Below are 20841 nucleotides of genomic sequence, written 5' to 3' on the forward strand. Positions count from 1 at the left end.
CTGTTGACTTTGTTGGCATTTCCGCATTTTTCGTTCATACATTTTTTGGTGTCCCTGTGAGCGCAAATCCCATGCTCAACAAGGATTTGCGCTCACAGGGACATCGCCATTTTGCATGAATTTTCACCCTCAAAAAGGGTACAGAGTCAACAGCCTAGGCAGTACCCACCCTACATTACTATCAACTGTCAACTGTTACCATCAATGAATACAAACGTCCTCACCTCCACATTTATTCTCACAATCCTGCTAGCCATCGGGTTGTTTTTCTTCATTCGGGCTTCGACTAAACCTCGGATCGAGCAAATGGTGCTGGAGACTAGCGAATCGGAAGTAGCCCTATTACCACGTTTGCAAGCGTACTTTACAGAGCGAGCTTACAAGATTGCCGCTGTCGATCGAGATACCGATATTATCACTTTTGAAGGAGTAGTACGTCCGAGTGTCTTTTTGACAGTGCTACTGACTGGTTTAGCGGCTGTGGGTGGACTGTGCTTAGCATTGGTACTATCGATGGTACTCCCCGATATCGGCAATTTATTTTTAGTGCTCGTTCTCGTCGCACCGTTGGCTGGCTGGTTTTATTGGGAAGGATCTTCGCGTACCGAGCAAGTCCGCCTCAAAGTAGAAGTGCAAGATGGCGAACCATCCTCAACTTCGATTAGAATCAGCGGACATCGAGATGAATTGGCAGTATTTCAGTCCGTGCTGCAATTAAGTGTCCGTGAAGATATAAAATAAAAAAGCACCCAAACGCGATCGCTTTTGGGTGCTCACTATGAAAAATCGATATTGCCTAGAAAGTCAGCTAACTAGTAGATACTGCTGCCAACAGTTACTAGTTGTTGACTTTCTGTTTCTGGCTCTAGCGATCGCAGACTGGGAAATAGAAAGTGGTTTTCTTCGACGTATTGTGCGCCAAATAAACCTTTCTCCGCCCAAAAATAACGATCTGTCGTGTGTTCGTTGCGTTTGACCAACAGCAGAGCTGGTGGATTGATACCTTCGGCTAAGATATATTTACGTGCAGCGGTCACAGGTTTATCTTCACCACTTTCAATGCTGAACTGTGGCACCTGCTCCAAAATTCTCCGCCCTTCTTGCCGTCTCCGACTCTTTCGTTTACGTCTTCTAGCCAACCGCCTTACCTCCTCTCTAGTTCAGACAGATGTAATGTCTGTTACAAAAGCCGTCGCTATTCTATCCGCTCTAGTCTAAAAACTCAAGCCCCACCAAAATCCTTCCTTAATCTGCTCAAATCCACCAATATAAAGAAAAACTAAAGTTATACTGGTAATTTAACGATACTAAATTTTAAGATTCGTAACAAATCTTAACCAGACGGTCGATCTTAGATCCTGACAAATTTAGCGATCTTAGCAACTCAGATCGAGCAGCTTGGCTTCTAAAGACAGCGATCGTGCCAAAATAGTTTAGTAGCGGCTATTTGCTAGTGGCCCAGATAAGTTGATAAACCAAAACCAACCAACCAAAATCGTGTCTACCGCTGCGAGTTCTGAATTCATGGCTTTGTGTCGCGCACAGCTACGACTGTTGTCAGATAGCTTGGGCGCGAGTTTGAGCGTCGTGTATATGACGGAGGAACTAGAAGGCGGTGGGGAGTCAAAATTATTACCAATAGCGATCTATCCAGAAACTGGGATCGCTTGGTCGGAGGTCATGAATCAGAGTATGGATAGTACGTCCAGCTTTCCAGATCGATTCGCCAGACAACTAGCTGGCAATGAGGATCGCCAAGTTACGACCTTAGCCAAGCTAAAATCGCCCGAACGGGGTGCAGATGAGTCCCAGAGCCAACGTCATCAGATCCTGCTACCACTAGTGTCAGATGGGACGATTTTGGGGCTGCTGGCGACCACGCGAGAGATCGAGCCGTGGAACTCCGCCGAGCAGACAGAAATTCAACAGATCGCCCAAACGATCGCCCTTGCAGGGATTCTCGATCGCCGACACAATTGGATCGCGCGAGAACTCAAGCAGCAACAGCAATTGCAACTTCAGCAACAGGATCTTTTACACAATCTGTTGCACCAACTTCGCAATCCCCTGACAGCAATTCGGACATTTGGTAAATTATTAATCAAACGCCTTCAGCCAGGAGATCCCAATCGAGGTTTCGCAGGAAGTATCGTCAGAGAAAGCGATCGATTACAAGAATTATTAAAACATCTAGAAAGTGCGATAGATATTCCATTAATCACTGATGGTGACAGATTGCGATCGCTACCAGCCGTCCAAAATGAAACTAGTTCTTACAGTGCGAATTTATTACTTCCCGATGCTGCTTTTCGGATCGAGTCCTGTCAATTGACAGATGTACTCGATCCATTGGTTGTCTCGGCTGAAGCGATCGCTCAAGACCGAAATTTAAATTTATACACTCATATTCCTCGCGATCTGCCATTAGTGCAAGCTCATCCAGCCGCCCTGCGAGAAGTACTGAGCAATCTCATCGACAATGCCTTGAAATATACTCCCGCTCAAGGAGAAGTCGATATCGATGTCGAACTAGCAGACAGTGGAAACTCTCAGCTCCAGATCTGTATTCGCGATACCGGAATGGGTATTCCACCCCAAGATTTAGACAACTTATTTACGCGTCATTATCGCGGTGTCCAAGCGCACGGAAGTATTGCGGGAACGGGATTGGGACTGGCGATCGCCAAGGAATTAGTCACGCATATGCACGGCAAAATTGAAGTTACTAGTCCACCTCCAGGCGGCGATCGAGGTACTGAGTTTATGCTCTGGTTGCAGTTAGTTAATGGTGAGTAATTTAGCTACTCCCTGACTTGTGACAAATTAGACATCTAGTGTAGGGGTGGATAGTGGATGGTGAATAGTGAATAGTGAATCATGAATGCCTATTTCTTTGGTGGGAAGGGAGTACTTAGTATTTAGCAATTCATCATTAAAGACTGATAAAAATAACTTCAAAACCTGCTCATAAGTGCTAAAACTATCCACCATCCACCATTCACCATCCACTAAAACACTAGTAACTTTGCTTTAATGCAAGAGGTGATAATGCCTATCTCAATCGGTTGTGCTGTATGGTCTTATCCTGGCTGGATCGGTGAAATTTATCCACCGAAAACACCATCGCGGGAATTTTTGCGGATCTACAGCCATCATTTCCCCGCAGTGGAAGGGAATACAACTTTTTATGCAACTCCCGATCGAGCTACAATCGATCGATGGATCGCTCAAACCCCGACTGAATTTAAGTTTTGCCTCAAGTTTCCGCGCCATATTACTCACAGCGGACTGCTGATGCCGCAGATTGTCCCCGCTCAGGCATTTATCACCCAGATGCAGGAATTGGGTGAGAGATTGGGGGTGATGTTTATTCAGTTACCACCGCATTATGCACCCGATGCGCGGGGACTAGCGGACTTGACAGCATTTCTGACGGCGTTGCCGCGTCAAGTTGCTTTAGCGGTCGAAGTTCGGCATCTAGATTGGTTCAAATCGCCCCATCGAGAGCAGTTGACGGAGTTATTGTTTAGACTGAGCGTGGGGCGAGTTATCCTCGATTCTCGCCCGATTTATGAGGCAGCTCCAGAGTGGGGATCTGCCATTGAGTGCAAAAAACCTCGCGTCCCAGTTGAATTAAGTCTGACGGCACCTTTTAGCCTGATTAGATATGTTTCGCATCCCGTGCGATCGGCGAATCAGGTGTGGTTGGAGGGGTGGACGAGCCAGATTCAGGCATGGTTGGAGCGAGATGCTCAAATATATCTGTTCGTCCATTGTCCGATCGAGGCTCGATCGCCGATTAATGCTCGTTACCTACACCAGATTTTCACCCGATCGGGCATTGCACTCAATCCGTTACCCGAACTGGTTACTATGCCAGTTCAGTTAGATTTATTTTAATCTCAGTCCGATCTCGATCGCCTTAAATCGATCGACTTAATTTTGGTAACGATCATTTAGTTTCGGGCATGGCAAACCACAACCAGCCACTACCGAGGGCGGCAACGGCTGAAAGCATCAAGAAGGCAATCGGAAATCCGGCAGTTTTTGCCAAAAATCCGCTCGCCAAATTACCCACTGCTGCCCCAATCCCGATCGTTGTATAAATCCCGCCCTGCGCGAGGTTGAATCGACCCGTGCCTTTGGTCAAATCGGCAACGACGATCGCGATCGCGACTGCCAAGATCCCCGCCGCCAGACCATCTAGCGTTTGCACCCACAGTACAAACCACGGATTGGCATTTAGCCCGTAGAGCAAGGCGCGTACGGTGGTAGCAGCAAACGCCACCAATAGTAGCGGCTTGCGACCCCAAACATCAGCAGCTTTACTAGCCCAGATCACCACGGGAATCGTCGTCAATTGGGCAACTCCGATGAAGGCAGAAATGAAGCCAGAGGCGGCGGTTGCCTGACCGCCTGTGAGATGTTGACTCAATAGGGGTAAAGCAGCATTGGCTGCATAAAATAGAAATACCGCCAAACCGAAGGTCAGCAGTGGGCGATCCTTGAGTAAATCCATCCCGCTCGTCTGCGATCGATCGTCGCCGCCAGCCCTGGCTGCTGTATTGTCGATATCGCGATCGCGAATCTGAAAGACGAGGATCGTGGTAGCAATACACAAAAATATCAGCAGGTAAAAAATCCAGGCAAGTCCAGTAATTTGGGCGAGAATACCCGCAATTATGGCAGTCACCACATTACCGCTGCGGTGAAAGGTTTCATTGCGACCGATCCGACGACTAAAACGCTCTTGTCCCACCAGTCCCAAGGAGATGGCTGAAACTGCGGGAATAATCGTCACCGCAGCGATACCAATTCCGGCTTGTGCTAAGAGTATGACTGGGAACGAGCGGACATTAATAATCATCAGATAGCCGATCGCGATTGCCACCGAGGAGATCGCAATCAGTTGTCGCTTGTACTTGGAGGCATCAACTACCGCCCCGATCGGCGTTTGGGCGATGATGCCAGCAATATTGGCGATCGCGAGAATAATCCCAACTTGCGCTGGATCGAACTGCCGCTCGGCAGTCAAAAAGATTGCCAGGTACGGTTCAAAAACATCTCGCACGTCACCCAACGAAAGGTTGAGTCGGTCTAGTGCCTGTAAGCTGCGCTTGGGAGCGGACGGAGCTGTATTTGTAGGCACAACCGTAAAAATTGATAGTCCATGTAAAAATCCTGCCAATTTTTAGGGCATCGATCCCTCTTCCTTTAGACAGATATCAATAGACCTCTGGCGAAAGTTAGAGGTTGACTTTGGATAGAGGGTAGAGGGTAGTTGTAGGAGCTGATTAGTTCAAAACAACTTAATCGGAGAAATCTACCCAGCCTTAAACAGGGGGGCTGGGGGGATCTTCTAGGGTTAAGGAGCGGTAAATTATACTTTCCAAAAAACCTTTAAGGATAGAAACTCATTTGTGGTAATCCGAGCGTTTCATCCCAACCCATCATCGCATTGAGACACTGAATTGCTTGTCCGGCTTGACCTTTGATCAGATTATCGATCGCGGAAATTACAATTACCCGTCCGGTCCGAACGTCAACTTCTACCCCGATGTAACAGAGGTTGGTTCCTGCTGCCCATTTCGTCTGGGGATAAACTCCACCTTCGAGTACTTTGACAAATGGCGAAGAGCGGTAAAAAGCTTTGTAGATCGTAATCACATCCTCAGTCACTAAGCCTGGATCGCGGATCGTCGCGTAGACAGTTGCCAGGATGCCGCGCACCATCGGCATCAGATGGGGTGTGAATTGGACTTTCACTTCATGGCTAGCCAGATCGCTGCACACTTGCTCGATTTCGGGGGTGTGACGGTGCCCGCCGACACTATAGGCTGAGATATTATTGTCAGCTTCGGCGAGTAGGAGGTGGGTTTTTGCTTGTCTCCCGCCGCCGGAGGTGCCGGATTTGGCATCGATGATGGCGGTATCTGCATCGATCAAGCCTTGCTTGAGTAGGGGCGAGAGGGCGAGCAGACTCGCGGTAGGATAGCAGCCAGGACAGCCGACGAGTTTAGCATCTCGGAGTTTGGAGCGATAGAGTTCGGGCAATCCGTAGACAGCAGTTGCGGCTGTCTCGCGATCGATCCGAGGGATTTTGTACCATTGGGTGTAGGTATCGAGATCTGTAAATCGATAGTCTGCCGATAAATCTAGGACACTACAGCCTTTAGCGATTAATTTGGGTGCTAGCTCACAGGCTAAACCATTGGGGAGAGCCAGAAAGACCGCCTGACAGCGATTGGCGATCGTCTCGACATCGATCGGTTCGATCGTCATATTGACAACGTGAGCCAGATGGGGATAGAGATCGCCAAACTTTTTACCCGCGCTACTATCTCCACCTAAATAGGCAATCTCGATCGCCGGATGATCTTGTAATAAGCGCACCAACTGGACACCCCCATAGCCCGACGCACCGACGATCCCGACTTGAAGACGGTTAATCTGCTCACCCATGAATGTTATGACCTATATAATAAGAAGTGATTACCATATTCATGGTGGGAAACACAAACTAGTTCAACCCTGGATTCAAAACTACTTTTGAATTTTACGGCGCGGCAATGTGGATTTCTCTACATTGACGTCGATCTAGAGTTTTGACTTGCTTTGATGGACTATATAGTTTAGCAACATTTTACCGATCTGTGATAGCAACTTCTTCTACTGACCTGTCCAATTTTGAGTTTGACACGATCGCCACCGCCCTAATAGACTTCGCAGCGGGCAAAATGGTCGTGGTGGTAGATGATGAGAATCGGGAGAATGAGGGCGATCTGATTTGTGCTGCTGAATCAGTAACTGCATCAAGTATCAATTTTATGGCTGTCCATGCTAGAGGCTTAATTTGTCTAGCGATGATGGGACACCAATTGGATCGTCTGGATCTCCCCTTGATGGTGACGAATAATACCGATCCCAATCAAACAGCTTTTACCGTCAGTATCGATGCTACTCAAAAATTGGGAGTCACGACAGGGATTTCCGCCGAAGATCGCACCCGCACTATTCAACTAGCGATCGATCCTCATACTAAGCCCGAAGACCTCCGCCGTCCAGGTCATATCTTCCCCCTCCGCGCCCAAGATGGCGGCGTCCTAAAACGAGCAGGACACACAGAAGCAGCGGTAGACTTAGCTCGGCTTGCTGGTTTGTCGCCAGCAGGGGTAATCTGTGAGATCCAAAATCCCGATGGTTCGATGGCACGACTCGCAGATCTAGTTACTTATGCCCGCCTTCACGATCTCAAGATTATTAGCATCGCCGATCTGATTAGTTATCGTCTTGAACACGACAGATTCGTTCATCGAGAGGCAATTACCAAGCTTCCCAGCCAATTTGGTCAATTTCAGATCTATGGCTATCGCAATTTCTTAGACGATACAGAAACTGTCGCAATTGTCAAGGGCAATCCGGCTGATTTTATCGACAAACCGATTATGGTGCGGATGCACTCTGAATGTTTGACTGGTGACGCACTCGGTTCGCTCCGGTGTGACTGTCGGATGCAGCTCCAAGCAGCCCTAAAAATGATCGAGAATGCAGGTGAAGGCGTAGTTGTCTACTTGCGTCAGGAAGGGCGCGGGATTGGGTTGATTAATAAACTCAAAGCCTATTCCCTCCAAGATCTAGGGTTAGATACCGTCGAAGCAAATAATCGGCTGGGGTTCCCCGCAGATCTCCGCAATTATGGAGTCGGTGCTCAGGTTTTAAACGATTTAGGTATTAGCAAAATTCGGTTGATCACCAATAATCCTCGCAAAATTGCTGGACTCAAGGGCTATGGCTTGAAAATTGTCGATCGAGTCCCACTCCTGATTGAAGCTAATGAATATAATAATGACTACCTCACTACCAAAGCTGAAAAACTCGGTCACATGCTGCTCCAAACCTATCTGGTAACAGTCGGGATTACCTGGAATGAAGAGCCATTAGAAATTACCGCACGGTACGATCGATTAGACAAATTGCGGCACATTGCCGAGATTCATGATGTCTTGCTCAAAGAAGAAGCTCGACCTGTGGGGACGGCTTTATTTGGCAATCCTTCACTCACTTTTCATCTAGGATTCGACCAAGCAAATCTGGCAATCGAAGGCTGGTACAAAGATCGCAGCCATCCGTACGTTCAAGCGATCGTCAAAATTCTCGATGAGATCGCCACCATCCCCCAAGTCAATCGCTTGGAATTTCTAGTGGCTAATGGACAAGATCCGCTCACTGGGCTACAAATGCAACTCGATCGACACACGCACCCCAAATCCCAGTTACCGTCAACTCTGAGTTCAGAATTAGAACTTCAGGTGATTTATAGCTTCAGTTAGTCAACAGAATCGAAGTCGCCAGGGCGGTTTAAATATTTTGACTATTGACCTCAGTTCTGGTTGAGGATTTTCGATCGATGACTCCTAGCTGCGCTCAAACACCGCCCTCAAATAAATTTGGGTGCTAATAGCTAAAGTTCGTTGAAACGAACTACCAAATTAATTAGTTCGTTTCTATGACAATGTGTTGTTAACCGCTGACTCACTGAACCGGATTGAGAATGTACAAACCAACTCAACACTCAGATGATAAATGAATGCGTCAATTTTGTGACCTTGAAACCCTGCAAGATCGGAGAATCTAACCGGATGAACTACCGTTTGTATTTATGGTGCGTGGTACTTTCGATCGGGATCGTTCCCGCCGCTGATGCCTATAGTTCAGCAGATCTCCAAACCCTGCTCAGTAGCAACAAATGTATCGGCTGCGATCTCAGTGGGGTGGATCTCAGTCAGAAACAGCTAGTAAATGTCGATCTTCAAGCTGCTAATCTGATTGGAGCAAATTTAGCTGGAACCAATCTTACTAATGCCAATTTAGGTGGAGCCAATCTCACTGGAGCCAATCTCACTAATGCAAACTTCACTAATGCAGTATTACAAGCAGCTAGTCTAATTAATGTTAATTTTACTAGTACCAATCTCACGCGCACAGATCTTTCCTATGCTAATCTAGTTAATACCAATTTTAGAAGTGCCATCCTCACAAATACCGATTTAGCTGGTGCGAATCTGGCATTAGCAGATTTTACAGGTGCTAATCTCAGTAGTACCTCGCTCATTAGTGCTAATCTAATTGGTGCTAAAGGAGTCAATCCTTCAGCAACAAACGATTTACCTGCATCTACCCCAGAATATTCGCGTGACGGCACCCGTCAGTATATAAATGCGCCTCAAAATACCGATGTCAATGTCGATATCAATGTCGAAAGTAGTCCCACCTTTCGTCGTCCGCCCCCATACAAGATTCCGCTAGGGTTGGGTAGTCCTAAACGCCTAGTTCCTGGTGGTACCCGCATCATTGCACCATTACCGTCTGGTGTTGGGAATAGTGGCTTTTAACTACTATCTTTTATTAATTTGACGCACGATCGCATAACCAACTGATAGTGAAAAGACAGCTACAGCTAGGGCAATTAAGTCACTGCTACTTTTCTTTTCTAAGTCAAGAATGATGATTTTTCGAGCAACAGCAATTAGCGATGTCACAATTACTAGTTCTACCTGAATTACGTGCTTTCTGAGATATGCAGTAATATTTTCAAGAATTTCTAACGCGATTAAAACGTTTAGAAATAGACCGAATAATTCAAATAAGGTACTATTAAAACTATCATTACTCGGTCGCTCGATCGTCAGCAGTATTTTCTCAATTAGAGCATAACTTAACTGAGCGATCGCGACAAAGGTCACAAGAACCATCCCGATCGATAGTATCTTAGAAACGATACCTTCGATCGACTCGATCGTTTCTAAAAACTTTTCATCTTCAGTCAGTATAACTTTAAATTTTCTGAATATCTGCATCATCGTTAGTGTAGCCGCTATGAAAAAGAATCGTGTCGACCTAATTTACTCACTATTAGTCACCAATATCATAACAATAAACCCTTCTCATCGATCGATAAGAAGGGTTTAATTATATTTATTAAAATACCAGATCGATATTCAGCAACTGTCAACTGTCAACTATCAACTATCCTAACTAGCAGCTTGAAGTCTAGCTCTTGCTCGTTTAAAAGCTTGATTAGCTTGAATTTGCTCTTGACGACTACCTGTTGAAATAGCAGCTAACTTTTGTTCGGCTTCAGTAAATTCTTTTTGTGCTTGTTCGCGATCGATTTTTTCGCCCAATTCCGCACCATTAACTAGTACGGTGACTTCATCATTATCAACTTCGGCAAAGCCACCCATTAAGGCAATTGGAGTCCATTTATCTTTACCAGCTCTAACCCGCATTACCGCAGTATCTAAAGCTGTCAAAAGCGATGCGTGACCGCTCAAAATCCCTAATTGTCCAGTGATACTAGGTAAAATTACCTCGTCTGCTGTGCCGTCCCATACAGTCTTATCTGGGGCAATTACTCTTACAGTTAGTGTCATATTTAGGTGTTAGTTATTAGGTGTTAGGTTTTAGGTTTTAGGTATAAATTTTAGATTTTAAGTTTTGAGATTTTTAGGTTTCAGGCTTTAGGTTGTGAGGACAGGTACATGTATCTGTCCTCACAACCTAAAGCCTAAAGCCTAAAGCCTAATCCTAGCCTTTGAGTAATTTCTCACCCTTTGCTCTGGCTTCAGAGATATCGCCAACAAGATAGAAAGCTTGTTCTGGGAGGTCGTCTAGTTCGCCATTGAGGATCGCCTTGAAACCTTTGATGGTGTCTTCGAGTTTGACGTATTTACCAGGAGAACCAGTGAATACTTCAGCAACGAAGAAGGGTTGCGAGAGGAAGCGTTCGACTTTCCGCGCCCGCGAAACGATCAGACGATCTTCTTCGGCAAGTTCGTCTAATCCGAGAATAGCAATGATATCTTGCAATTCTTTGTAGCGTTGGAGCGTAGATTGTACAGCGCGAGCAGTATCGTAGTGTTCTGCACCAACGATCGACGGTTGTAACATCGTCGAAGTAGAAGTCAGCGGATCTACTGCTGGGTAGATGCCTTTGGCTGCTAAACCACGAGATAGTGAGGTAGTACCGTCCAAGTGAGCAAAGGTAGTCGCAGGTGCAGGATCGGTGAAGTCATCCGCAGGTACGTATACAGCTTGAATGGAAGTAATCGAACCTTCTTTCGTCGAAGTGATCCGTTCTTGTAAGTCACCCATGTCTGTACCCAGGGTAGGCTGATAACCTACCGCTGAAGGCATCCGACCTAAGAGTGCCGATACTTCGGAACCAGCTTGGACAAAGCGGAAAATGTTGTCGATGAATAGCAATACATCTTGCTTGTTGACATCGCGGAAGTATTCTGCCATCGTCAATGCAACTAGCCCAACGCGCATTCTTGCTCCGGGTGGCTCATTCATTTGTCCGTAGACTAGAGCGATTTTGGAGTTACTGAGGTTATCTTTATCGATTACTCCAGATTCCATCATTTCATTGTAGAGATCGTTTCCTTCACGGGTACGTTCGCCCACACCACCAAAAACCGATACACCACCATGATTGGTAGCAATGTTATTAATCAGTTCCATCATGATCACGGTTTTGCCTACACCAGCACCACCAAACAGACCGATTTTGCCGCCCCGACGATATGGTGTCAGTAAGTCGATGACCTTGATTCCGGTTTCAAAAACGGATGGCTTGGTTTCTAGTTCGGTTAGTTTGGGAGCATCGCGGTGGATGGGGGATCTTTCTTCAGTAGCTACAGGGCCTTGATTGTCTACGGTTTCACCCAAGACATTAAAAATCCGACCTAAAGTAGCCGTCCCAACGGGTACGCTAATCGGTGCGCCCAAATCGATGACATCCATCCCGCGTACCAACCCATCGGTGGTACTCATGGCAACGGCACGAACTTGGTTATCACCCAGAAGTTGCTGAACTTCACAGGTTACGGACACATCTTGTCCAGCTTCGTTTTTGCCTTCAACTTTGAGGGCACTATAGATCTGGGGCATCTTGCCACCAGTAAATTCTACGTCCACAACTGGGCCAATAATTTGAGTGAGTCTCCCCACGTTGGTTTTTTCTGCGGTGCTAGCCATGTGCGCGTTACTTAATTATTGTGTGATTTTGTCTATAGCGTTTGTATAGCCTCGACCGAGGCTATACAAACGGCTTTGGCGAATTAATGTCACAAACCAGATTGTCGGGTGAGCAGTTGTCAGCGATCGATCTTATTGCTTGGGTGTCAGTCCTCACAAGTATCTGCACCTTCGATCGGACAGATAAATCTCTAATCGGTCGATCGTACGCTAAAGTATAACGATCGACAACCGCTATCGCTGTCTCCTAAATCGATCTCTGTTTGTTAGCTACTTTTAATATTGTGCAATGCTGTTATTCAGTCTATCATCGAACGCGCACGGTGCTGTGGATATTTATGACTATTTCAGATAATCACCGCAACACCAACGCGGTTGCAGCTCGGCAGCTCGATCGAACAACGCGTTTAACGAAGAACAGAGGTTTAAATCCCCCGCAGGACAACCCAATCATCAATCATCAATTCTCAATTCTCAATTATCAATTCTCAATTAATTCAACTAGTCTCGATCGCTTTATCAGCCAATTCCCAATGCCCAATGTACGACCGCAGGGTAATTGCAGTCTAGATCTCCGCTACTTTGGCTATTGGAAATGGCACGTTTGCGATCGAGATATGTCCGTAGTTTTGCGCGGATCGATCGATTCTCCAAGGCTGACAGGACTGCTGTGGCTGAAGGATAGCGTTCAGTTAGCGGAATTTGAATCATTTTACTGATGATTTCACTCAATCCCTCACTAATCTCGGCTGGATCTGCCCAAATTAGTTCACAAGTGCGATCGTCGGTGGGAAACCGATCTGGTTCTTTGCCTGTTAATAGATAAATACAAGTCATCCCCAGTGCGTATAGATCGCTAGCAGGGACAGCGCGATTGGCTAATTGTTCTGGCGGGGCAAATCCTGGAGTACCGACTGCCATACTGTCTCTGTCGGCCTGTCTGAGTGTGGTGGCGATCTCTTTGACTACACCAAAGTCTACTAGTACAAAGCGGCGATCGGTTCGACAGAGGATAATATTTTGAGGCTTAAGATCGCGGTGAATCAGATGATGATTGTGAATATAATCTAACAACCGCAACATTTGAGTCAAAAAAGTTTCGACCTCCGATTCGGTAAATTTGCGCTTTTTGCTGACAATCTGGGTTAGCTCGACACCTGGAATGTATTCTTCGACTAAGTACAGATCTGTCCCCAGCTTAAAATAATCGAGTAAGCAGGGAATTTGAGCGTGACTACTCAACTGACTCAAACTCAGTGCTTCTAAATCGAATTGTTTGCGAGCGGTCGCAATTAGTTGAGGATCGGTAAATTGTGGTGCTAGCTTTTTGACAACACACAACGGCTGTCCTGGCAAGTAAATATTTCGAGCCAAAAATGTAATCCCAAAACCACCTCGACCTAACCGCGATTGAATTGCATACCGTTGAGCCAGGATCTCGCCTTCATCTACATCGCTTTCTAATGGCATCGTTGTACTTTCGTCGCGCTCCACTATTTCCTGCTCGAAGTTTGCTGGGAGGATAGATCGATCGATTGCAGCATTGCTCCTCACAGGGTCGATCGGTACGATCCCGATACTACTGAAACAGCAGCTAGTTGAATATCATACTTGTTCTGCTCTAAACAATATTCAGCCAATTTAAGTAACTTTTAACGGTTGGCGGCGATCTTCATCTAGTGACAAGATTGAGATGATACCGCATGGTCGATAGAATCGACCTCCTGCGAAAGTGAAAGCAAAATCTTTGATAATACTGTTCTTGTCCGATTGGGTATGGGTCATGGGCAGGTTTCCTGCCCGATCCAACTTGTGCTAAAACTTCCCCTAAAGCCTAAAGCCTAAAGCCTAAAGCCTGACTTTCGCAGGCAGAGATGCCTACTTTTTGAACACTTTTTGCCGGATCTGGATGACGAACCGATCGAATTCTGGTAATTTGAGCTGAGAGACGATCGCGACGAACACAGCCAAACCAATCCCCGCAGACAAAGCCAATTGCACCAACAGCGTCACCTTATTACTGACGGGGACAAATTGCTCCCAACCATAACTGACACCCCACGTTATGCCGCCTGTGACCACACTAGCGATAAATATCCCCACCAGTGGTAGAAATCCTCGCCACGGTAAACCATTCAACCGTCGATCGAGTAAGAATAACATGGTCAAGAAAGAGATGAGATTGATACACACCGTCGATAATGTAATCCCTGCCGCACCAAATGGTTTCCAGAACAAATAGTCAAATAGAAAATTGAAGAAGATATTTACCATGCTGATCTTGAACGGCGTACTGCCATCGCCGAGCGCGTAAAACACTCGGACTAAAACATCGCGCCCCAGAAAGATAAACATTCCTAAACTCGATGCAATTAAAATCGAGCCAACCAATCGGGAATCTTCGCTTTTGAAGGCACCATTTTGATAGACTGTTTTGACGATCGGGTAAGACAAAGCCATCATTACCGCACTCAGCGGCATCATCGCAATCCCCGTCAAAGTCAATCCTTGGCGAATCCGATCCTTGAGTTGTGTCCAATTGTCGGGATCGGTTAACCGCGAGAATTCTGGTAACAGAGAGCCTAAAATGACATTAGAAATAATCCCCAATGGAGCCTGAATTAACATTCCTGAGTACTGCATCGCTGAAGCTGCGCCGACGATGCCCGAAGCAAAAGCATTATCGATAAATAAGTTGATTTGCAGCGTACTAGAAGAAAATGTAGCTGGGCCGAGAATTTTCAATACATCCTGGACTCCCTGTCTTCGCCATTCAAATCGCGGTTTAATCGTCCCCAATCCTACCCGCCACTGGGTAATCACCTGCATCAACCACTGAAGCATCGCGCCCAATAATACCGTACTGGCGATGACTTTGCCGCCCAAGAGGGCGTATTCGGGCAGAGCAATTTTACTTCCCAAATAAATAGCTAAGATCCCAACGCCGATAATGGTAGTAAAGCTAGATATCAGCGGGCTAATCGAGGGCAACCAGTACAAATCGGCCGAACTGAGAGTACCGAATCCAATTCCAATCAAGCCTGCGAATACTGCTATTGCTGACATGATTTGCAACTGCTCGATCGCGCTTTGGCGAACTAATGCACCTCTAACTTCGTCACCACTATGGATGAGATTGGGCGCACTCAAATCGATCTCATTGCTGGCAAAGCAGAAAATGAGGATACTCACACCGATTAAAATAATCCCCACAATCGTCGTCACTGTCTCAACAATCGGCACTGTTTCAGATTTATCTTTTTGCTTGGCAAGGACACTGACGATCGCACTATGAAATGGCCCGTTCATCCCACCGAGCAAGATCAATAAAAATCCAGGGATGGCGTAGGCATAAGTCCATGCTTCGATCGCAATCCCATTACCAAAAGCGGCAGCTAGTGTCACTTGACGAACTAGTCCGAATACTTTACTAATCAGGGTTGCAGCAGCTACGATTCCGGCAATGCTGGCGATCGATCGGATTGGTTTTTTCGATTCAGTCACAAATCTTCAACGGGAGTAGATACCCACCTATCTTAGATCGACTTGTCAATAAATCAGCGATCGATCTTCACCCTCTAAGTTGCCTATTGTGAGTATCCTGCCCAGGATCGCTGGACAAGGTCGGTGTTTAGAGGTCGATCCTCGCTTAAACTAATGAATAAGCAATCGTTCCCGATCGATACCCAATGCGACGTTTCCCCACCAATATTCATAACTTACTACTCATCGGGTTAGGATTTCCGATCGTTGGACTCAATATCTGGGTACTATCTCAGTTTTTTCGATATTTCGAGCATCTGATTACCATTTTGACGATCGCGGCATTGATCGCATTCTTACTCAATTACCCAGTTAAACTACTCGAACGAGTACATTTTCGGCGGGTACCCGCGATTATTGGAGTTTTATTAATTACGGTGACGTTGCTGGTAATTTTAGGTGTGACGGTAGTTCCGAGTGCGTTCGATCAAACTACCGAACTAATCAAACAGATCCCAGAATGGCTACAAGCAAGTAATGACAATATTAATGCCTGGGAAGAATGGGGCAGAGGCAAAGGCTTTCCGATCGACTTTGATGTATTGCGAACCCAGATTAATGCCAAAATCGATACCCAAATCCAGACTGTCGGTGCTCAAGTAGTCGGATTGGCGGTAGGTACTTTATCTAGTGCGATCGATGCCCTATCGATCGTCGTGCTATCGGTCTATATGTTAATCTATGGCGATAGGCTGTGGCTGGGAATTGTGGCCTTGATCCCCGATCGCATTGGGATGCCCCTGAGTGAATCATTGCGGCTGAATTTTCAGAATTTCTTCATCAGCCAGTTGATCTTGGGGACATTTATGGCATCGACACTCACCCCCACTTTCTTTTTCCTAAAAGTCCCCTTCGGACTATCTTTCGCGATTTTTATTGGTGCTTCCGAACTGATTCCGTTTATCGGTGCTAGTTTAGGGATCGGGCTGGTGACGATCGTGATTATGTTAAAAAACTTTGGATTGGGGATCTCTGTCTTAATTGCTTCAATTGTGATTCAACAAGTTAAGGATAATTTGTTAGCTCCCAGATTGATGGGTGAGTTTATTGGCTTAAACCCCATCGGCATCTTGATCTGTCTCTTGATTGGCGGACAAATTGCTGGCTTGTTAGGTGTAATCGTCGCAGTGCCGATCGCAGGTACTATTAACGGCACGATCGATCTCATCCGCAAACAGTCTCATAATGCTTCACACCCAGAATTTGCGGGAGAGTCGATCGATAGTGAGTAGGTAAATAGTTGATAGTTGATAGTTGATAGTTGATAGTTGATAGCGGCTTGCTCTTGTATTTGGAGTCCCCTAGCGTTTCCTTTAACCCGCCTTCGCGGGTTTTGCAAATGTAGCCGCGTGCGATGCGCGCCCGCCCTATTTCCCCGACGGTTGTGGGTGCGATCGAGATACAATCGCTAGACTACCTGGGATCTGACTTTTCAGACATCCTCTCAATCGGGGTCTCTGAATTTCAGCGTTAGCAGCAAGTAAGTCTATAATTATTACCGATACATAATTATTAAATAAAGAACCTCATGTGGAAAAAAATTACCGTGTCATTAATCGTGGCACTGGCAATAATATTACAAATTAATGTCGCCCCCGTTGAAGCTGCTGGACTTCAAGGCTATATCGACACTGGTGATGGCTACAAATTTCTCTATCCTAATGGTTGGGTGGCTGTCAAAACTACCAAAGGCGCGGATATTATCTTTCATGACTTGATCGAGTCTAGCGAAAATGTCAGTGTTGTCATCAGCCAAGTAGATAAAGATAAAAAACTGAGCGATATCGGCACGGCTTCCGATGTCGGCTATAAACTGGGGAAAAATGCGATCGCGCCTCCAGGATCGGGACGGGAAGCCGAGTTGATTAGTGCTGAAACTAATGAAGTCAAAGGTAAAATCTACTACATCCTCGAATATGATGTCAAATTACCTAATAGTCGTCGCCACAATATCGCCAGTGTCGCGATCAGTCGTGGTAAATTATTTACCTTCAATGCTTCTACTACCGATCGACGGTGGACAAAAATGAAAAAGGTATTTGAAGAAGTTGTCAGTTCTTTTAGTGTGGCATAAGCAGCAACTAGATTAGCTACTAAAACTATGACTACTAACTTTGTCTTGGCTTCGGCTTCTCCCGCACGTAGACGACTGCTCCAGAGCGTCGGGATAAATCCTTTAGTGTGTGTGAGTCACTTTGATGAGTCTCAGATTCAACTGACAGATCCGATCGCCCTAGTGGAGACATTAGCACAGCGCAAAGCGGAAGTTGTTTTGAGCCAGGTAAATGATGCTCTAGTACTGGGTTGCGATTCGGTATTAGTTGTCGATAATCAAATTTATGGTAAGCCACGAGATGCAGCCGAAGCATTTACCCGTTGGCAACAAATGCGCGGTAATCAGGGGACATTGTACACTGGACACGCATTAATCGACCAAACCCAATCTAGACAAGTCGTCCGATGTGGAATTACTCAGGTTTATTTCGGTCGAGTTTCAGATGCTCAGATTCAAGCTTATATCGCCACAGGCGAACCATTAGTCTGTGCGGGATGTTTTGCTCTAGAAGGCAAAGGAAGTGCCTTGATTGACAAAATTGAGGGTTGTCAGAGTAATGTGATTGGTCTAAGCTTGCCATTACTCCGATCGATGCTTGCCGAACTAGGTTACGATCTCAGTAGCTATTGGTGAGTCCTGTTATCTCAAAACTATGATCTCCAGCGAAATATTTCACCAAAAACTGCAAGCCGGACAAATTCATCAAGCTCTAGCATTATTAGTACGTGATGCTAGCGAGTTGGATGTCACTACTCGGATGACTGAAGACACTAATAGTCAGTCTTCTAGTAGTGAATATCTCCGTACCAAAATTAATTTACTGACAGGAGAAATCCAGCATGAAGTAGGTAGAGATCTGGTGACACGTAATAGCTATATTAAGCTTCAACAACTACACATCGACCAAATTGTTGTCAGTCATCGACTCGTGCAAGGTTACTTAGATCGGGTGAAGGCGATTTTGACGGTTCTAGATCGATCTCAATCATCTCAGGAGGATGCGCTACCGAGTGATAAATCGATCGATCGATTACAACCATCGATCGATGTCGCGAGTGGTTCCCAGAGATTAAATTCAGCCGATCTAGTCGCACGATTGACTCAAGCTGCAATGCTAGTCGATCCACAACTCGCATCGGCTCCCGCAGGATCTCCCCAGGAATATCGTGAAGAATTAGCCGAGACACCCGATGCCAATCCCATCTCCGCTGGGGAACCTCAACAGCACCCACCAGCGACAAATGAGCCGTCAGGCTGGACAAAACACCAAGTAAACCTTGAATCTAGCTTCATAGATGACGATATCGATCTATCGATCGATGAAGATGGATCTGTGTGGGAAGAATGGGTAGAAGATGAGGACTTTATGTCAGCATCAGCAATACCACCATCAACAATACCCGATCGACAACAACACTGGGGGCGACACCTAAATCCCATTGAAGTAAAGCCGACAGTCTCGCGTAGTACCACCGAATCGATCGATTCTTCAGGACATTGGGATAAATTTGTCCCTGAATATATCGGCATCAGCACCGATCCTCAGCCACCGCTGGGAAATAATAGTAATTCCGAGCGAATGGAGTGGCTGTTAGCAGATCTGGATATCTAAGGCAAATTGTCAACCTCAAAGTCGTCGATGTTCACGAAAAACAAAGGTTGAAATCCCCAACTTAACTACCCAATTATCAACTAATTTAATGTCAACCGATCTAATATGTTAGCTGAGTTCATCAATTTCCCACTGGGAGTAGAAAACTTATTTTCCACCTTCGCCTACTTGGATCTAGCGATGTTTTCTGGGCTGATTCCTACTGGGGATAGTTTAGGACACCCCTTAATTGCTTTTCAATTTACATCCCCAGGCGAAGAGATTTTGAGGTTGGGAAGTTTTCGATTGAAGTGGTATGGCGTATTAATCGCTACCGCAGTCCTAGTTGGTGTCAATTTATCGATGCGGTTGGCAAAATCCCGCAATATCGATCCTGAAGCGATCGCGGATTTAGCGATTTGGTTAATATTAGGGGCGATTCCAGCGGCGCGGTTATATTATGTTGCTTTTGAATGGCAAACTTACTCTCAACATCCAGAGCAAATTATTAAGATTTGGGAGGGAGGTATTGCCATTCATGGCGCGATTATCGGGGGATCGATCGCTGCGACGATCTTTGCTAAACTCAAGCAGTTGTCCTTCTGGCAGCTAGCCGATATTGTCGCACCTTCGGTAGCTCTGGGGCAAACGATCGGCAGATGGGGAAATTTCTTTAATTCAGAAGCTTTTGGTCGTCCGACGGAGTTCCCGTGGAAGTTGTATATTCCCAAAGATCGTCGTCCGTTTGAATATATTAATTCTGATTATTTTCACCCCACATTTTTGTATGAATCTCTCTGGAATTTGTTAGTATTTATAGTCCTAATGTGGTTATTTATTAATGATAATCGTCACCATCGACTGAGAACTGGTTCGATCTTCTTAGTTTATTTAATTGCTTATAGTATCGGGCGATTTGGAGTGGAAGGTTTACGAACGGATAGTTTGATGTTTGGTTCGCTCAGGATGGCCCAAGTAATTAGTTTAGCGGGAATTGCCATTGGCTCGATCGGGTTATCATGGCTATACATTCGGCGACGTAGTTTACCCGATGTAGTCTAAATTAGCTCATCGGTTAACAGTCAAGAGTTAAATTAATTGATAATTGGGTAGTTAAGTTGGGGATTTAAACTCCTAATTTTCGTTAAAACTAGGATACTGGTGCTCATGCGGCTTGCGCCTAACACACTCTACCTCTAAATTCATTATCAACCATTCACTATTCACTATTCACTATTCACTCTCCACTCTCCACCATGAATTTTACCGAAATCACTGTAACTGAATTGGCGGCTAAACTTGCCGATAACGCTACACCATATCAATTTGTAGACGTACGGGAACCACACGAGCTAGCAGTTGTGACACTACCTAGATTTATCAATTTACCATTGAGCGCACATGCCGAATGGTCGCCGGAAATCTATACGCGACTGGATAAAGATACCGAAACATTGGTATTGTGCCATCATGGGATGCGATCGGCTCAGATGTCTCAGTGGCTGATCGATCGAGGCTTTACCCATGTAAGCAACATTATTGGTGGCATTGATGCTTATAGTCACTGCGTAGATCCAGCCTTACCACGATACTGATCGGTGATGGTTCGCAA

21 protein-coding genes are annotated in these 20841 nt (G+C 45.8%); 12 read left to right on the forward strand and 9 right to left on the reverse strand.

Going from position 1 to position 20841, the window contains the following annotated elements:
• Positions 1 to 204 precede the first annotated feature (204 nt).
• A complete protein-coding gene (locus ACEW9J_RS06155) occupies positions 205 to 741 on the forward strand; it encodes a cofactor assembly of complex C subunit B (protein ID WP_373544258.1) in 537 nt (178 codons plus the stop codon).
• A 71-nt stretch (positions 742 to 812) separates the two neighbouring features.
• On the opposite strand, the gene ACEW9J_RS06160 is transcribed toward ACEW9J_RS06155, so the two are convergent.
• On the reverse strand, positions 813 to 1139 hold the full coding sequence (locus ACEW9J_RS06160; RefSeq protein ID WP_373544259.1) for a DUF3155 domain-containing protein: 327 nt from the start codon (positions 1137 to 1139) through the stop codon (positions 813 to 815).
• A gap of 385 nt (positions 1140 to 1524) precedes the next feature.
• Here ACEW9J_RS06160 and ACEW9J_RS06165 point away from each other — a divergent pair, with 385 nt between their 5' ends.
• A complete protein-coding gene (locus ACEW9J_RS06165; protein WP_373544260.1) occupies positions 1525 to 2796 on the forward strand; it encodes a sensor histidine kinase in 1272 nt (423 codons plus the stop codon).
• Between the two features lie 27 nt (positions 2797 to 2823).
• Here ACEW9J_RS06165 and ACEW9J_RS06170 read toward each other — a convergent pair whose 3' ends face one another.
• The gene (locus ACEW9J_RS06170; RefSeq protein ID WP_373544261.1) at positions 2824 to 2991 is read right to left on the reverse strand and encodes a hypothetical protein; all 168 of its coding nucleotides are present in this window, start codon (positions 2989 to 2991) and stop codon (positions 2824 to 2826) included.
• Between the two features lie 57 nt (positions 2992 to 3048).
• Here ACEW9J_RS06170 and ACEW9J_RS06175 point away from each other — a divergent pair, with 57 nt between their 5' ends.
• Complete coding sequence (locus ACEW9J_RS06175; RefSeq protein WP_373544262.1) at positions 3049 to 3900, forward strand: DUF72 domain-containing protein; 852 nt, start codon at positions 3049 to 3051, stop codon at positions 3898 to 3900.
• A gap of 52 nt (positions 3901 to 3952) precedes the next feature.
• On the opposite strand, the gene ACEW9J_RS06180 is transcribed toward ACEW9J_RS06175, so the two are convergent.
• Entirely contained in the window at positions 3953 to 5149 is a 1197-nt protein-coding gene (locus ACEW9J_RS06180; protein ID WP_373544263.1) for an MFS transporter, read from the reverse strand.
• Between the two features lie 251 nt (positions 5150 to 5400).
• Complete coding sequence (gene argC, locus ACEW9J_RS06185) at positions 5401 to 6462, reverse strand: N-acetyl-gamma-glutamyl-phosphate reductase (protein WP_373544264.1); 1062 nt, start codon at positions 6460 to 6462, stop codon at positions 5401 to 5403.
• Between the two features lie 194 nt (positions 6463 to 6656).
• On the opposite strand from argC, the gene ribBA reads away from it, so the two are divergent.
• Both ribBA and ACEW9J_RS06195 read left to right on the forward strand, forming a co-directional pair.
• Positions 6657 to 8330, forward strand: a complete 1674-nt coding sequence (gene ribBA / locus ACEW9J_RS06190; protein WP_373544292.1) for a bifunctional 3,4-dihydroxy-2-butanone-4-phosphate synthase/GTP cyclohydrolase II — start codon at positions 6657 to 6659, stop codon at positions 8328 to 8330.
• A 309-nt stretch (positions 8331 to 8639) separates the two neighbouring features.
• On the forward strand, positions 8640 to 9392 hold the full coding sequence (locus ACEW9J_RS06195; RefSeq protein WP_373544265.1) for a pentapeptide repeat-containing protein: 753 nt from the start codon (positions 8640 to 8642) through the stop codon (positions 9390 to 9392).
• Positions 9393 to 9395: 3 nt separating this feature from the next.
• Here ACEW9J_RS06195 and ACEW9J_RS06200 read toward each other — a convergent pair whose 3' ends face one another.
• From ACEW9J_RS06200 to atpD, 3 genes are all read right to left on the reverse strand, one after another.
• On the reverse strand, positions 9396 to 9860 hold the full coding sequence (locus ACEW9J_RS06200) for a phosphate-starvation-inducible PsiE family protein (protein WP_373544266.1): 465 nt from the start codon (positions 9858 to 9860) through the stop codon (positions 9396 to 9398).
• A 171-nt stretch (positions 9861 to 10031) separates the two neighbouring features.
• Positions 10032 to 10433 (reverse strand): ATP synthase F1 subunit epsilon, encoded by a 402-nt coding sequence (gene atpC, locus ACEW9J_RS06205; RefSeq protein ID WP_373544267.1) that lies wholly within the window; start codon positions 10431 to 10433, stop codon positions 10032 to 10034.
• A gap of 154 nt (positions 10434 to 10587) precedes the next feature.
• Entirely contained in the window at positions 10588 to 12039 is a 1452-nt protein-coding gene (gene atpD, locus ACEW9J_RS06210; RefSeq protein WP_373544268.1) for a F0F1 ATP synthase subunit beta, read from the reverse strand.
• Between the two features lie 86 nt (positions 12040 to 12125).
• Here atpD and ACEW9J_RS06215 point away from each other — a divergent pair, with 86 nt between their 5' ends.
• Positions 12126 to 12260, forward strand: a complete 135-nt coding sequence (locus tag ACEW9J_RS06215; RefSeq protein WP_373544269.1) for a hypothetical protein — start codon at positions 12126 to 12128, stop codon at positions 12258 to 12260.
• A gap of 298 nt (positions 12261 to 12558) precedes the next feature.
• Here ACEW9J_RS06215 and ACEW9J_RS06220 read toward each other — a convergent pair whose 3' ends face one another.
• Both ACEW9J_RS06220 and murJ read right to left on the reverse strand, forming a co-directional pair.
• Complete coding sequence (locus ACEW9J_RS06220) at positions 12559 to 13593, reverse strand: protein kinase (protein WP_373544270.1); 1035 nt, start codon at positions 13591 to 13593, stop codon at positions 12559 to 12561.
• 324 nt (positions 13594 to 13917) lie between these two features.
• Positions 13918 to 15543, reverse strand: coding sequence for a murein biosynthesis integral membrane protein MurJ (gene murJ / locus ACEW9J_RS06225; RefSeq protein WP_373544271.1), 1626 nt, complete (start codon positions 15541 to 15543; stop codon positions 13918 to 13920).
• Positions 15544 to 15728: 185 nt separating this feature from the next.
• On the opposite strand from murJ, the gene ACEW9J_RS06230 reads away from it, so the two are divergent.
• From ACEW9J_RS06230 to ACEW9J_RS06255, 6 genes are all read left to right on the forward strand, one after another.
• Positions 15729 to 16814 carry an AI-2E family transporter gene (locus tag ACEW9J_RS06230; protein ID WP_373544272.1) on the forward strand — a complete coding sequence of 362 codons (1086 nt, stop codon included), beginning with the start codon at positions 15729 to 15731 and terminating at the stop codon, positions 16812 to 16814.
• Between the two features lie 296 nt (positions 16815 to 17110).
• The gene (psbP, locus tag ACEW9J_RS06235) at positions 17111 to 17656 is read left to right on the forward strand and encodes a photosystem II reaction center PsbP (RefSeq protein ID WP_373544273.1); all 546 of its coding nucleotides are present in this window, start codon (positions 17111 to 17113) and stop codon (positions 17654 to 17656) included.
• 27 nt (positions 17657 to 17683) lie between these two features.
• A complete protein-coding gene (locus ACEW9J_RS06240) occupies positions 17684 to 18271 on the forward strand; it encodes a nucleoside triphosphate pyrophosphatase (RefSeq protein ID WP_373544274.1) in 588 nt (195 codons plus the stop codon).
• Positions 18272 to 18290: 19 nt separating this feature from the next.
• Positions 18291 to 19250: a hypothetical protein gene (locus tag ACEW9J_RS06245; protein WP_373544275.1), complete on the forward strand. Its 960-nt coding sequence runs from the start codon at positions 18291 to 18293 to the stop codon at positions 19248 to 19250.
• Between the two features lie 180 nt (positions 19251 to 19430).
• Positions 19431 to 20291 carry a prolipoprotein diacylglyceryl transferase gene (gene lgt / locus ACEW9J_RS06250; protein ID WP_373544293.1) on the forward strand — a complete coding sequence of 287 codons (861 nt, stop codon included), beginning with the start codon at positions 19431 to 19433 and terminating at the stop codon, positions 20289 to 20291.
• A gap of 194 nt (positions 20292 to 20485) precedes the next feature.
• Positions 20486 to 20824, forward strand: a complete 339-nt coding sequence (locus tag ACEW9J_RS06255) for a rhodanese-like domain-containing protein (protein WP_373544276.1) — start codon at positions 20486 to 20488, stop codon at positions 20822 to 20824.
• Positions 20825 to 20841 lie beyond the last annotated feature (17 nt).

The sequence above is a fragment of the Chamaesiphon sp. genome, assembly GCF_041737865.1.
Classification (GTDB): Bacteria; Cyanobacteriota; Cyanobacteriia; order Cyanobacteriales; family Chamaesiphonaceae; genus Chamaesiphon.

Excerpts from the sequence above, each read along its gene's own strand:
- ACEW9J_RS06155 (WP_373544258.1), top strand. The coding sequence starts at position 205 with ATGAATACAAACGTCCTCACCTCCACATTTATTCTCACAATCCTGCTA.
- argC (WP_373544264.1), bottom strand. The coding sequence starts at position 6,462 with ATGGGTGAGCAGATTAACCGTCTTCAAGTCGGGATCGTCGGTGCGTCG.
- ACEW9J_RS06165 (WP_373544260.1), top strand. The coding sequence starts at position 1,525 with ATGGCTTTGTGTCGCGCACAGCTACGACTGTTGTCAGATAGCTTGGGC.
- psbP (WP_373544273.1), top strand. The coding sequence starts at position 17,111 with ATGTGGAAAAAAATTACCGTGTCATTAATCGTGGCACTGGCAATAATA.
- ACEW9J_RS06175 (WP_373544262.1), top strand. The coding sequence starts at position 3,049 with ATGCCTATCTCAATCGGTTGTGCTGTATGGTCTTATCCTGGCTGGATC.
- ACEW9J_RS06245 (WP_373544275.1), top strand. The coding sequence starts at position 18,291 with ATGATCTCCAGCGAAATATTTCACCAAAAACTGCAAGCCGGACAAATT.
- ACEW9J_RS06215 (WP_373544269.1), top strand. The coding sequence starts at position 12,126 with ATGTCACAAACCAGATTGTCGGGTGAGCAGTTGTCAGCGATCGATCTT.
- ACEW9J_RS06170 (WP_373544261.1), bottom strand. The coding sequence starts at position 2,991 with ATGGTGGATAGTTTTAGCACTTATGAGCAGGTTTTGAAGTTATTTTTA.
- ACEW9J_RS06230 (WP_373544272.1), top strand. The coding sequence starts at position 15,729 with ATGCGACGTTTCCCCACCAATATTCATAACTTACTACTCATCGGGTTA.
- lgt (WP_373544293.1), top strand. The coding sequence starts at position 19,431 with ATGTTTTCTGGGCTGATTCCTACTGGGGATAGTTTAGGACACCCCTTA.
- ACEW9J_RS06240 (WP_373544274.1), top strand. The coding sequence starts at position 17,684 with ATGACTACTAACTTTGTCTTGGCTTCGGCTTCTCCCGCACGTAGACGA.
- ACEW9J_RS06200 (WP_373544266.1), bottom strand. The coding sequence starts at position 9,860 with ATGATGCAGATATTCAGAAAATTTAAAGTTATACTGACTGAAGATGAA.
- ACEW9J_RS06255 (WP_373544276.1), top strand. The coding sequence starts at position 20,486 with ATGAATTTTACCGAAATCACTGTAACTGAATTGGCGGCTAAACTTGCC.
- ACEW9J_RS06195 (WP_373544265.1), top strand. The coding sequence starts at position 8,640 with ATGAACTACCGTTTGTATTTATGGTGCGTGGTACTTTCGATCGGGATC.
- atpC (WP_373544267.1), bottom strand. The coding sequence starts at position 10,433 with ATGACACTAACTGTAAGAGTAATTGCCCCAGATAAGACTGTATGGGAC.
- atpD (WP_373544268.1), bottom strand. The coding sequence starts at position 12,039 with ATGGCTAGCACCGCAGAAAAAACCAACGTGGGGAGACTCACTCAAATT.